The sequence below is a fragment of the Paracoccus sp. P2 genome (assembly GCF_046335115.1).
Classification (GTDB): Bacteria; Pseudomonadota; Alphaproteobacteria; order Rhodobacterales; family Rhodobacteraceae; genus Paracoccus; species Paracoccus pantotrophus.
This window is the reverse complement of record NZ_JBGOSN010000043.1, coordinates 19,229-32,050: the sequence shown is the minus strand read 5'-3', so window position 1 is coordinate 32,050 and position 12,822 is coordinate 19,229. Positions and strand designations below refer to the sequence as shown.

General features: G+C 63.6%; 9 protein-coding genes and 1 pseudogene. 5 read left to right on the top strand and 5 right to left on the bottom strand.

All coding sequences use genetic code 11. The features are described 5' to 3' along the window. Positions 1–261 precede the first annotated feature (261 nt). On the top strand, positions 262–1,284 hold the full coding sequence (locus ACDP63_RS19780) for an alanine/glycine:cation symporter family protein (RefSeq protein WP_409928541.1): 1,023 nt from the start codon (positions 262–264) through the stop codon (positions 1,282–1,284). 20 nt (positions 1,285–1,304) lie between these two features. After that, positions 1,305–1,772, top strand: coding sequence for an alanine:cation symporter family protein (locus ACDP63_RS19775; protein ID WP_409928540.1), 468 nt, complete (start codon positions 1,305–1,307; stop codon positions 1,770–1,772). A gap of 154 nt (positions 1,773–1,926) precedes the next feature. Here ACDP63_RS19775 and ACDP63_RS19770 read toward each other — a convergent pair whose 3' ends face one another. Further along, positions 1,927–2,856: a 3-keto-5-aminohexanoate cleavage protein gene (locus ACDP63_RS19770; RefSeq protein ID WP_024844863.1), complete on the bottom strand. Its 930-nt coding sequence runs from the start codon at positions 2,854–2,856 to the stop codon at positions 1,927–1,929. Beyond that, complete coding sequence (locus ACDP63_RS19765) at positions 2,849–3,142, bottom strand: ketopantoate reductase family protein (protein WP_409928539.1); 294 nt, start codon at positions 3,140–3,142, stop codon at positions 2,849–2,851. The genes ACDP63_RS19770 and ACDP63_RS19765 overlap by 8 nt, the downstream gene beginning before the upstream one ends. A gap of 45 nt (positions 3,143–3,187) precedes the next feature. Between ACDP63_RS19765 and ACDP63_RS19760 the strand changes: the two are divergent. After that, positions 3,188–3,400: pseudogene (locus ACDP63_RS19760) on the top strand (integrase core domain-containing protein); the annotation flags it as partial. Between the two features lie 40 nt (positions 3,401–3,440). Here the strand turns inward: ACDP63_RS19760 and ACDP63_RS19755 are convergent. Both ACDP63_RS19755 and ACDP63_RS19750 read right to left on the bottom strand, forming a co-directional pair. Continuing rightward, a complete protein-coding gene (locus ACDP63_RS19755; protein ID WP_409928538.1) occupies positions 3,441–5,141 on the bottom strand; it encodes a hypothetical protein in 1,701 nt (566 codons plus the stop codon). Between the two features lie 197 nt (positions 5,142–5,338). Then, positions 5,339–8,647, bottom strand: a complete 3,309-nt coding sequence (locus ACDP63_RS19750; RefSeq protein WP_409928537.1) for a TM0106 family RecB-like putative nuclease — start codon at positions 8,645–8,647, stop codon at positions 5,339–5,341. A gap of 299 nt (positions 8,648–8,946) precedes the next feature. On the opposite strand from ACDP63_RS19750, the gene ACDP63_RS19745 reads away from it, so the two are divergent. Further along, positions 8,947–9,921, top strand: a complete 975-nt coding sequence (locus ACDP63_RS19745) for a helix-turn-helix transcriptional regulator (protein WP_409928536.1) — start codon at positions 8,947–8,949, stop codon at positions 9,919–9,921. A gap of 26 nt (positions 9,922–9,947) precedes the next feature. After that, entirely contained in the window at positions 9,948–10,613 is a 666-nt protein-coding gene (locus ACDP63_RS19740; protein ID WP_409928535.1) for a hypothetical protein, read from the top strand. A gap of 48 nt (positions 10,614–10,661) precedes the next feature. On the opposite strand, the gene ACDP63_RS19735 is transcribed toward ACDP63_RS19740, so the two are convergent. Further along, entirely contained in the window at positions 10,662–12,701 is a 2,040-nt protein-coding gene (locus tag ACDP63_RS19735) for a DNA/RNA helicase domain-containing protein (protein WP_409928534.1), read from the bottom strand. Positions 12,702–12,822: the final 121 nt, after the last annotated feature.

Sequence of the window (12,822 nt, the reverse complement as noted above, 5' to 3'; positions counted from 1 at the left end):
GCCGGGTGCTAGGCGGGAATCGGCCCCATATCAAGACGGCGCCGGCACCGGAAGAACAGATCCGCCCGCCACCGCCGCCAGCCAGGCCCGCGAAAACCGCCCCGCAAAAACCGGGAGCCGGGGGCCGAGACGTCGCGGGAGCGGCAAGGCCGGAGAGCAGGCAGTCCGAAAGCCATTGGAATTGCCCAGCCTTCAGACACGGGCTAGTCTTTCCGGACAGGCGTCAACCGCATCCATTCCGCCCGAACCGGAGAATCCAAGGTGACGACAGTTATCGGCTTTCTGAACACGATCTTCTGGGGATATGTCCTGATCTACGGCCTGCTGGCCGTCGGGATCTATTTCACCATCCGGCTGCGCTTTCAGCAGATCCTGCATTTCCGAGAGATGATCCGGTCGATCACCGCCGCCCCCGCGGCAGACCGGCAGGGGATTTCCCCGTTCCAGGCGCTTTGCACAAGCCTGGCGTCGCGCGTGGGCACCGGCAACATCGCCGGGGTCGCGGTGGCGCTGGTCCTTGGCGGGCCGGGCGCGATCTTCTGGATGTGGATGGTCGCCCTGGTCGGCATGGCGACCGCCTATTCCGAATCGACGCTGGCCCAGCTCTACAAGGTCAAGGACAGCAGCGATGCCGGGGGTGTCTATCGCGGCGGTCCCGCCTTCTACATCGCGCGCGGGCTTGGCCTGCCCTGGCTGGGCGGCGTGTTCTCGGTCTGCCTGATCCTGTCCTTCGGGCTGGTGTTCAACGCGGTGCAGGCGAACTCGATCGCCGATGCGATGGAGGGGGCCTTCGGCATGCCCAAGCTGGCGACCGGGCTTGCCATCGCCGCGCTGACCGGCGTGGTGATCTTCGGCGGCATCCGGCAGATCGCCACGGTGGCGGAATATGTCGTGCCCTTCATGGCCGGCATCTACCTGCTGGTCGCGATCACCGTCGTGCTGATGAACCTGGGCGCGGTTCCGGGGATGCTTGGCCATATCCTGTCCAACGCCTTCGGCCTGACCGAGGCGGCCGGCGGCATCACCGGCGGCCTTGCCGCCGCCATGCTGAACGGGGTGAAGCGCGGGCTGTTCTCGAACGAGGCCGGGATGGGCTCGGCGCCGAACATCGCGGCGGCGGCGACGCCCAATCCGCACCATCCTTCGAGCCAGGGCTTCGTGCAGGCTTTCGGCGTCTTCATCGACACCATCCTGATCTGCACCTGCACCGCGCTGATGATCCTGCTTTCGGGGGTCTATGTGCCGGGGGGCGAGCTGACGNCGTCTTCATCGACACCATCCTGATCTGCACCTGCACCGCGCTGATGATCCTGCTTTCGGGGGTCTATGTGCCGGGGGGCGAGCTGACGGGCACGCAGCTGACCCAGTCCGCCATGGCCGACCATATCGGAGGCGTCGGCCCGCTGTTCGTGGCGGTGGCGATCTTCTTCTTCGCCTTCACCTCGATCATCGGCAATTACGCCTATTCGGAAATGGCGATGACCTTTCTGGGCATCGGCAACAGGGCCGGGCTGACTGCCCTGCGGTGCCTGGTTCTGGTCATGGTGCTGTGGGGGGCGTTGCAGGCCGTCACGACGGTGTTCGATCTTGCAGATGCCTCGATGGGGTTGATGGCGACGATCAACCTGATCGCCATCGTCGCGCTGTCGGGAACGGTGGTGGCCCTGACGCGGAACTATTTCGCGCAACGCGAGGCGGGGCATAGCCCAAGGTTCAGCATTCGCGAACATCCCGAAATGGCAAAGGGCGTCGATGCCGATATCTGGTCCTGATCGCAGCACCCGCTGGCGCAGGGGGCAAAGGCCGGCCTGCCGCAATCCGGGACGCGAGGCGCATGGACCCGCTCCTCCCCTCGGGTTGGCGGCGGCCCGCTCCTTCGTCCCGGCCCATATGCCATGAGCCGGAACAACCGGATGCGGCCTGGCCTCAGAAATTCACCCTGTCGCCGCCCTTGAGGCCCAGGATCTCGCGCGCCTGGTCGGGAGTGGCGACCTGGCTGCCCAGATCCTCGATGATGCGGCGGATCTTGGCAACCTGTTGCGCATTCGATTCCGCCAGCCTGCCGCGTGCGATCAACAGCGAATCCTCCAGCCCGACGCGGACATTGCCGCCCATCTGGCTGGCGGTGGTGGCCAGCGGCATCTGCGCCCCGCCCGCGCCAAGGACCGACCAGCGGTAATCGTCGCCGAACAGCCGGTCGGCGGTGCGCTTCATGAAGATCAGGTTGTCCACCTCGGGCCCGATCCCGCCCAGGATGCCGAAGATGAACTGGATAAAGACCGGCGCCTTGAACAGCCCGATATCCATGCAGAAGCGCAGGTTGTAGAGGTGCCCGACATCGTAGCATTCATGCTCGAACTTGATGTCGTGGGGGGCAAGCTGGCCGGCCGCGTTCTCGATATCGGCGAAGGTGTTGCGGAAGATATTGCCGTCGGACTTGGCGACATAGTCGCGCTCCCAGTCGAATTTCCAGGTGTCGTAGCGTTTTGCCAGCGGGTGGAAGCTGAAGTTCATGCTGCCCATGTTCAGCGAACACATCTCGGGCGAGAAGCGCAGCGCCGGGGCCACGCGCTCGTCGATGGTGTTGGTCAGGCTGCCGCCGGTCGAGATGTTGATCACCGCATCGGTCGATTGCTTGATGCGCGGCAGGAAGGCGGCGAAGGCCTCGGGGTCGATGGTGACGCCGCCGTCATGGGGGCGGCGCGCATGCAGATGCAGGATCGCGGCCCCGGCCTCGGCCGCCCCGATGGCCTGCGCCGCGATGTCCTCGGGCGTATAGGGCAGCGCATCCGACATGGTCGGGGTATGGATCGCGCCGGTGATGGCGCAGGTGATGACGACGGGTTGCTTAGCCATGGTTTCCTCGCGAAATTGAATCGAGCAGCGCCGGATGCGGGCGCAGCAGATCGTCGAAACGGTCGATGTTCGAGAAATCGGGAACGCCGCGGGCGGCCTGCGCCTCGCTGACCAGTTCCACCACGCGGTCGTTGAAGGGCGTCGCCAGCCCGTGCCCGCGCCCGGTCCGGCAAACGATGCCGTTGATGAAGCCGATCTCGGTATCGCGGCCCTTTTCCAGATCCTGCAGCATCGAGGCGCGCAGCTGGCGATGCTGGCTCCATATCTTGCGAATCAGCGGCAGCACCTCGGGGACCGAGGCAGGCGAGGCGAGCGCGAAACGCTCGATCTNTGGATGGACAACGTCTTCATCGAGCGGCTGTGGCGCAGCCTCAAATACGAGTGCGTCTTCCTCAACGCCTTCGAGACCGGAAGCGAAGCCCGCAACGGGATCGGTTCATGGATAGCCTACTACAATGAGAGACGCCCGCACTCGACCTTCGGCGGCAGGACACCCGACGAGGTCTATGCTACGGCGGAAATGACGGAGCGACTGGCGGCATAGAAACCAACCCGATCCACCTTAGCCAAGCCGCCAAACTGTCTCACCAGGCGGGTCCACCTCTGGGCTCGCCCCCCCCGTCGCTCCTCTGGCTGTTCATGTAGCGCTCAAGAGCAGGAATATTGAGCTCGCTGTCGTAGAGCAGATAAATCGATTGCTGCATGAAGCCGCGGCTGTAGATCTCGCTGACCGGTACCCCGTCACGATCCACCCAAAGCCATCGCACCGCACGCCGGTGGGCATAGCCCCCTTCCGGCCGTGGCTTGAACTCGTAGTCGCCGACGAACTCCCCAATGGCACGGAACTGCTGGTTTCCCTTCGACACGATCACGATGTCGCCTTGCCGGACCCAGTTCCGGAATCGGAAGGGCATCTGGACCCATCCGGATCTTGCATCTATGTCGCCGCCGCCGTCTCGGTGGTTCTTGCAGGCCTCGAAGATCGCCTCACGGTTGGCGTACTTCTCATCGCTCCAGTCGATGTCGTCGAAACCGAGGAGTGTGTAGCCGTCCTCTATCGCTTCCTCGAACAGGTGCGCGTCCTCGGGGTTGTTCGCTTCGCCGATCGACATCTTGAAGACTTGGCGCCCCTCCAGTCTGATCGTGTCATCGCCCGATGAGCGCCCGCGGCTGGTCTCCGCGCGCTTCGCGATCCGCCTGAATATCCCGTGGACCGTTTCGAGCCGGAAGCCGGCAGACTCCGCCTCGCCGTCTCCATCCGCCCCTGTCATGGGCTGCCGACCTTCGACGAAATCCTCGTAAGACATCGACTGGTGGAATGTGACGAACTCGATGCGCCCGGCCGCCACGAGCCTCTGGTAGACCGCCATGAGTTCGGCCCGATCCTGCGGGACTGGCTCGGCACAGAGCCTCACCGCCTCCGCCGCTGTGGTGAAAGTCTTCCCGGTCCCTGGCGGCCCATAAAGGATGAGGTTGGTTGCGGACGCCGATATCGTCGTGCTCGCTTGGTCCATTGTGTCCGCTTCCGATTTAGATCCAAGTTGGTAGGTAAATGTTGTTGAGCTGCTAGGATTCGGCGCTGAAATCGTGGGCGGCGGCACCTGCGCAAGCTGCTGAAGCTTCTCGCCACCGAGAGTCTGGCAGATATTTGGGAAAGCGTTCTTCAGCCCCATTGCGCTGGCCATGTCTCCAGCATGTATGGTCACAGTCTTCAGGCGTTTCTCCCGAGCCGGCTCGATAAAGTAATTGAGTGCACATAGCCTGATGCGATCAGCGCCTGAAATTAGGTGCTCATATCGTTCGGGGGCTTGGACAGGCTCATCCGCCTGATCAACGATTATGAATCCCGAGTTGTGAAGCCTGGCTGCCGCGTCAGCTTTTTGGCCCCAGCCACCATTCAGCTCAGTCTTCTTCAGGAGGTATCCCACGAGCGGCTTGCTGGGGTAGACGCGGTTCTCACGGTCGCGGCTGGATCGCACCCAGTAGTCCCGCGGATCACCGAAGTGGCGGAATATTTCGCTGTCTTCGCCATACTTTCTGTAGCGATCGAAAACATCCATTGCCGCTTCAACCTGCGCGCGCGTGAATGGTTTTTTGCCTGGTGCGTCTTTGTCTTGAAGATATCTTTCAAGCAGTTTTTCAATTTGATCTTGATTGCGTACCACCAATACCTGCTGCAGCCCCTCCGCGAGAGCACCAGCCTCCTTTACCTTCAGTCCGGTCGTAGCAAGCTGCTGGCCCGTAGCTTCAGCGCCAATTTCGCCCAGCCAATCGTCCCAGATCACATCGTACCCTTTTGGCCGCCGCTCCAAGACAAGTTTCGCAGGGTCGGACTCGGGTATTACGGCGAGGACTCGCTCGTTCGAGGTTCGATAAATGACGGCTTTCGTGCGACCAGATTTGCTTAGCCGCTCGAGCTTGCCAGTGGATGCAAGTCTGTCCAAGAATTCTTCTGCTTGTCTGCCGTTCAATGATACAAGTCCTACTGGTTGCTTTTTGAGATCCATGCTTCGAGGGCACAGATCGTATTCACCAACTGCATCTGTTCGACCGTCTCGCATTTTGCCTCGCGCAGACGCGGCGCGCCGAAGACCAGCGCCAACCCCTTGGCGCGCGAGACAGCCACGTTGATCCGGTTGAGTGAGAACAGGAAGTCCATCCCGCGCGGCGTTTCCTCGGCTGATGAGGCCGTCATGGAGATGAGGCAGACCGGCGCCTCCTGCCCTTGGAACTTGTCGACCGTGCCGACGCGGATGCCGGGCGGCAGTGCGTCGCGAAGGGCGTTCACCTGCGCATTGTAGGGGGCGACGACGATGATGTCCGTCTCGCGCATGGGGCGGCGCGTGCCGTCCTTCTCCGTCCACTCGCCTTTCAGAAGGTCGGCGGCCGCGGCCTGGATCGCGGAGACCTCCTCGGTCGAGATCTGCGCATTGCCCTCATGCGCGACTGGGACCCAGAACGCTCCTGCCTCGGGGAAATGCGTGCCGGTTACGGCCTGGCGCGCGGTATCGGGGTGGCTGGTCAGCCGACCCTCATAGACCTGGTCCGAAATGAAGCGGCAGACCTCAGGATGCATGCGCCGCGAGACAGGAAGGAAGATGCCGCGGTCCGGCGGGATCGTCGCGTGATCGCCCAGCATCCAGTCGAGGCATGAGAGGTTCGCAGGCTCGGGGTGCGCGCCCTGGATCACCTGCGGTAGCTGACGCGGATCGCCGACCAGCACGATGTTGCGCGCAGCGCGCCCCATGGCGACCATATTCGCGAGGCCGACTTGTCCAGCCTCGTCAATGAAGAGCCAGTCCAGCGACTGCTCGAGCTCCGGGCGCGAGAAGAAGAAGGCGGTGCCGCCGACGACATGGGCCTCTGTCAGCGCGGGGTCGTCGTTGGACGTGGCACGAGTGATGCCGGCGAAGCCCTCAGGATAGCCGTCGTCTTCACCACTCACCTTGTGAGCGAGCTCGGCGTTCTCCAGTGTGATGTCCGGGTCGTCTTCCTCAAGCGCAACAAGACATCCCATCAGCACATTGCGAATGGCCTCGTGGCTGTTCGAGGCCACGCCGACGCGGTGCCCTCTCCGTACGAGCGACAGAATCGCCCGCGCCGTGACATAGGTCTTGCCGGTGCCTGGCGGCCCCTGGATCGGAAGCACGGTGCCGTCCATCGCGCCCACCGCCGTGATCGTCCCGGCCACGGGATCGGCTCCCTCCAGCAGGTCGGGTTTCGGGCCAGTTGTTAGGCGCGGAGCTGCGCGGGACAGGAGGTCGTCGATGGCGGTGAACCGGCGCGGCCCGCATTGATCCGCGATGACGTCACGCAGTGCCGCGGCGATGACGCCGGTATTGAGCGGCCAGTCCGGGTGCAACGTGAGGCGCTCGCCCAGCAGGTGCGCTTTCTTTAGTCCCGCCTTGAGAGTGATCTCTCGCCTCGTCCGGTCGAGAGCCGCAATGTCAATGGTGGCAGGCGGTCCGTCGACGACTGGCACAGTCGCCTTCTTGCCGCCCCGCAGCTTCGTCTCCTGGGGCGGGAACCGATAGGTTCGCGCCATGGATCGCTTCTCCGGTTCCGCCGGCCCGAGAGCCTCGAGCCCGGCAAGCGCGTCGAGGTCGTCGATCAACTCGTCCTCGTCCTTGCCAGCGCTGTCGAACACCGCCCATTGCGCGGGTTTCGCCTCCCGCTTGTGGAACAGTCCGAGGTTGAAAAGCATCTGCTGGCGCTCGTCGGACAGCCCGGACGCGGCGAGCACGGCGCGCAGTTCTGAGGCGTCGGCATCCTCCGCCTCCTCTTTGTCGCCCGCATCGTCGGCCAGACGCGGCCAGGGGCGTTCGGGCCGGACCCGAACCAGCCAATCCCGGAGTTCCTCGGTGGAGATGCAGTCGATGCGGTTGTACTCCTCGATCTCGTCGAGGATCTGCTGCTCGCCCGTCTCACGCCAGCGCTCGTAGGCGACCACCGACCCACCCGCCGTCTTCACCGCGCCGTCGCGCTTTCGGTCATAGAAGGCTTCCATCGACTTGATGGAATAGTTCGCCTCCGAGCAGATCAGCCCGCCGCGCACGACGGCGTAGAGATCGACAAACCGGCGCTCGCGCAGGAGCCGGTCTAGGAACGCCTCGCCGATCCCGTATTTCGTCGTCAGCCGACGCAGCGCGGTGATCTCGTAGGGCGCATAGTGGTAGATCCGCGCATCAGGGTAGGCGTCGAGCCGCGCCCGGAAGAACGCCAGCAGTTCCGACAGGGCCTCCGCCTCGGCCTCATGGTCATGCGCCCAGAAGGCGCGGAACTGTCCATCGCACCAGACGCCGTGAAGGTATTCGAGGCCGTCTTCGTAATGCGGATCGCCCTCGATGTCGTAGAAGATGTCGCCGGGTGCCGGCGCGGGCAGCAGGTCGAAGCCCTTGCCCGTCTCGGGCGCGCGCAGTTCGTAAGCAGGCGCCCCCGCCTTGCGGGCATGTTGAAGCCGCGCCTGGGTGACGAGCTTTGCCCGCGTGGTCTCCGCCATGCCGCGAATGGGGTGATCGAGGCGGGACAGCGCCTGCATGGTCGTGATCCCCGCCGCTTCGAGCTTCTTCACCTGTCCGCGGCTGATACCCGCAACCTTGAAAAGGCTGTCCTCGGCGGCCCAGACGCTTTCGCAATGGTCGGCCCAGCGGCACAAGGCGCAATCGGCGCAGGGGATGGGGCGCGTGTGCGACGGGTTCGCCACGAAGTTCTCCAGCCGTGCCCGCGCGCCGCGTGCATAGTGCGCGTAATCTGCGAGGCGCAGGGTTGCGCGCTCCCCCGAGCCGAGCTCGACGTGGGCGAATTCAGGCGCCGCGCCCTGAACCTCGGCGAGAAGGTCGGAATAGAGCACGAGCTGGAGGACGTGTTTCGGATGCGGCCGACGCTTCAGCTTGGTGTCGGCGACCTCGTAACTGAAGGACCCGAGCGCAGAGGGGCGCTCTACGCGCTCCAGGAAGTCGGACCAGCCGCCCCAGTTGCCCGACAGGAACGCGCCCTGAAAGACCACCTCTGAACCTTCGGTCAGCGCCACGCGCGTGGCCTCCGCATCGCGTGCCAGATTGCCGCGCGGGATCTCGACCACGGACCTGCCAGAAACCTTCAAACGCTCCAGATGCGCGGCCTCATGCGCGTCGCCCTGCTTCTGCAGAAGCGCCGCGTCCTCGCTGTCCTCGCCAGGCTCCGGCCCTTCGCCGCGCAGGCGCATGAGATCGAGCGTCGTCGCATGGGCGCAGCCCATGAAACGCATCAGGTCGCTCGCCGAGAAGAGGATTTTGCCGCCGATTTCCCGCATGGGCTCCTTCAATCGTCAATGAGCGCAACCCGAACCGCGGAAAACGTCTCCTGATTGCAGCTTCTTAAATCATCCCGGTGGGTGTCAATAACTGTCAGAGAAGCAATGGAGATTTGAGAGTCTGGACACCCATATTGAGCAGCCTCCCACGCATGTCTCCGCTCGTCTCCCTCGCATCGGTGCGCCTGTCGGGCCCCACTACCTTTTACTTTCGAACACTTCAGAAAATCGGCTCGACAGGACGCAACGACCTTTCTAGCCTCTGGGGGTGTCAAAAATTGGCAGGCTGCGAGGCGCACGTGTCCTTTTCCAAGGCTCAGGACCTGATCCGGCTCGCACAGTTGGCTGCCGCAAGACGCAGTGGGATCAGCCTCGAGGAGATCGCGCGGGAGTTCGAGGTGTCGCATCGGACAGCGCAGCGGATGACCGACGCGCTGGAGGAAACCTTTGGAAACGTCTTGGTAGAGGATGGCGAGGACCGCAAACGACGCTGGCGCCTGATTGATCCTGGCCTCAACCGCCTGCAACTTCGCCATGAAACAGGTGTGGAAGCCTTGGAGATCGCCGTTCGCGGGGCGGAGGCCGAGGGTCGGCTACGACATGCACGAGCCTTGGCTGATCTGCGCGAGGGGCTGCTGGCTCAGGCGCCCTCCCGGTCCCGTATCGAGACCGACGCAGAGGCGGTCCTGGCCGCCATGGGACAGGTCACGCGCCCCGGCCCGAAAGTCAGCGTCGAGACGGACGTGCTCGATGCCATCATCGAGGCCCTGCGCGGCCCGTTTCGCCTGAGTGTCCGCTACAACCAGGACGACGCAAACCGCATCCTGGAACCTCATGGCGTGTTGCTGGGCCACCGGACGTACCTCGCTGCACGCGACCCCGTCAAAGCAGACGAGGTACGCAATTTCCGCATCGACCTGATCCGCGCGGCGGAAGTTCTGGACGAGAGCTTTCGGCTTCAGGAGGGTTTCAGCATCGTGGATTACGCCGCACGGTCCTTCGGGGTCTGGCAGGATCCCGAACAATACGGCGAGGTGATCTGGCGCTTCACGCCCGAGGCGGCCGAACGCGCCGCTGGTTTTCGCTTTCATCCCCGGCAGGTGCTTGAGCCGCAAGACGACGGCAGCCTTGTCGTGCGTTTCGAGGCGTCGGGCTGGCTGGAGATGACCTGGCACCTCTACCAGTGGGGAAACAAGGTCGAGGTCATTGCCCCGGAGCCGCTCCGCGCGATGGTCGACGGATACCGCCGGTCCGATTTCGGCGCGATGCCGTGAACGAGTATTCCAAACGGAGGAATTCGATGACGGACAGCCTGACGTTCAGCGCTTTGAAGGAGAAGCAACGCGCTATCCGTGCGGGCTTTCCCGAGACGATGGGGCTACGCGTGCACCGCTCCATCAGCTGGATCCGCCGAGCAGAGGCGTGCGGCGACGATCACGATGCACGCTTCATCTTCCTCTGGATTGCCTTCAACGCAGCCTATGCGGACGAGCGCGAATTCCAATGGGTTGCACCCGGGGAAAGGGCTGCGATCGTCGATTACTTTGGTAAGCTGGTGGCGCGGGATGAAGAGCGACGCGTTTACAAGGCGCTATGGCAACGGTTCTCAGGCCCAGTTCGGATGCTCATGGAGAACCGCTTCGTCTTCAACCCATTCTGGCAGCATCAGAACGGCATAGATGGGTTCGAGGATTGGGAGGAAAGGTTCCGGACCTCCTCGCGCAGCTTTGCACAGGCGTTCCAGGCCGGCGATAGCGTTCGCGTTCTCAGTTTCGTCTTCGACCGGCTCTACGTGCTGCGCAATCAGCTGGTGCACGGCGGATCGACGTGGAACAGCGGCGTGAACCGAGCACAGGTCCGTGACGGCGCCGCGATACTCGGCTTCCTCCTCCCGGTCTTCGTGGACCTGATGATGGACAACCCGAAGGAGGATTGGGGGCGTCCCTTCTACCCGGTGGTCGAGTAGCCAGACTGTACACAGTTCATTCGCTCAGTAGTTCAATCAGCGGCGACTCTAGTTCTGCGTGAGTTCCGCACACCCCGCGGCAATCAGAGCGTCGGCACAGGCGTCCATCTCATCCGGGGAACGGGTCGGATCATCAGCCTCGCCCCGCGGCACGAAGAGCACGAGACCGGCCCGGGCCCGGGTAAGCAGCACGCGATAGCCATTCAGCCGAAAACGCTGTTTCTCAGTGTCTCGAGCAATCTGCCATCGAGGCGCACGCATCATCCTGGGCAGCCAACCCTGATCATTCCAGATCAGGTCGCCACCCCAACACAGGCAAGCATAATCCAACTCGAGCCCCTGGCACCCAAACTCGCTCATCGGGGTCTCAAGCGCGCCAGCGCTGCGGAAATCCGTGAAGGGCTTCAAGAACCAGTGGCCGATGGGGTTCAACTCATTCGATCGCGGTGAAGGCGGCACTCCCTCGCCGACGAGGCGGACGGCCCCCGAGCTCGCCAGCAGGCCGACGGTTCGACCGCCTCGTCGCCGTTGACGGAGCCATTGCTTCGCGACAGCTAGGTCACGCGTCATCAGAGCTGGCGGGGCGTCCATTCTGGCGGCCAGGGCCTTCGCCTCCGCGATGTCGCCATCCAGAAGGCGCGCCACCCACTGAGCATGAAGGGGGTTTCGATACGCCCGGATGGCGTTTGACAGGTGCAGAGATGGCTCCCGTCGAACCTCAACACCGCCGAGCCCGCCCTCAGCGAACATGCCGGAACCTGGAACGTCCGGCCCGCCGTCAAGCGCCTGGGGCGCGGCGACCACACACCATCGACTGCCTGCGCTCTGAGCCGAGCGCAGCGCCTCCCCCCAGAGAGCGAGGCCGCCTTCGCCGCGATTGATCTCTTGGCCAGGACCAACCAGGCAGACGAGGCAGGCCCAGTCCAAGCGATCGAGGATCTCGAGAAAGAGTTCGGGTTCGGAGCTCGGCCGTCCCATAAGCTCCTTGCCAACTTCGGCATCCCAGGCGCGCTGCGCCTCATCGAAGACGATCACATGCTCCGGCGGCGGAGCGCCGTCCGTGTGCTCCTTCAAATAGCCAAGGAGGTTCTGAATGGCTGCGTCAGCGAAACGTCGCGCCTCGGTCTTCGTCATTGCGCCACGCGCAGCACTGTCTTCCGCCAAGGCTTCGGTCAGCACATGGACCAGTGGGCGGTTACCCGAGAGAAGCGCCGCGGGACGGGTCCCCGATCGACTCTTGAGTGCGAGGTCCAAGCCGAGCAGCGTTTTGCCGGCGCCAGGTGCGCCGGTTACGAAGCACACAACTTTGGCGCGCGACGCCTCTGCGTCGGCGGCGATTTCCTGCAGCGCCGCGGCCGCAGCCTGCAACTCTGCATCGGCCGCGTCGCCGCGCCCAATATCTGCGATTTCGTGCCCAGCGTAGAGCGCCTGCGCAGCTTCGACGATGTTGGGAGTCGGTCGGTACGGCGAGTAGTCGAACCCATGCGCGTCAATCGCGGCAGCATTCGGATCGACATGGCTTTGCAGAACCAGAAACGCGTCTGCGAGCGTCGTCGCATTGGCTTCCATCAATGTGCCGACGCCTTCGACCAACGTCGTCGACGGGGGCTTCGCCCGCGCCCTCTCAGCGCATAGGATAGGCAGGATCAGTCGCTGCTGCGAAGCCTCGTGGAAATCGCTGAGCGATTGCGCGTAGCGTTCCGTCTGAACCCGGTCAGCGCTCTGAAACGCCGTCGCGTTGATCTTGAATTCGATCACGCCGACGACGCCGGGCGCGAGAACAATCGCGTCGATCCGTTTTCCGAGCCGCAGCAGCGGGATTTCGAGAAGGAGCTGCCAGTCGTCGCAGAGCGAGCCTAACTTTGCGAAGCTTTCCTTCAGGATCTCGATTTCGCGCTCCCAGGCGCGGAGTTGCTCGGCCTCCGCGGCGGCGTGGAAGGCAACGTGGCGAGATGACAGCCTGCCGATGATCGCGTCATCGTCGGTGATGCGAAACTCTGAGACAGGCGCAGCGTAGAATGAGCGTCCCGTGCGACGGCCGGAGGTTTGCGGCTGGCCAGCCTCGTCCAGGTCAGGGGATAAGCTCATTGCGTCCTAAGCCACTTCCTAAAAACCCATGAAGTCATAGGACTTAGCATAGGTCGCAAGTGGACGGACTCACAAGAGCAGCGATCTACAGAAGGCTACTGCCTCGCCTGGTCTCTCATCA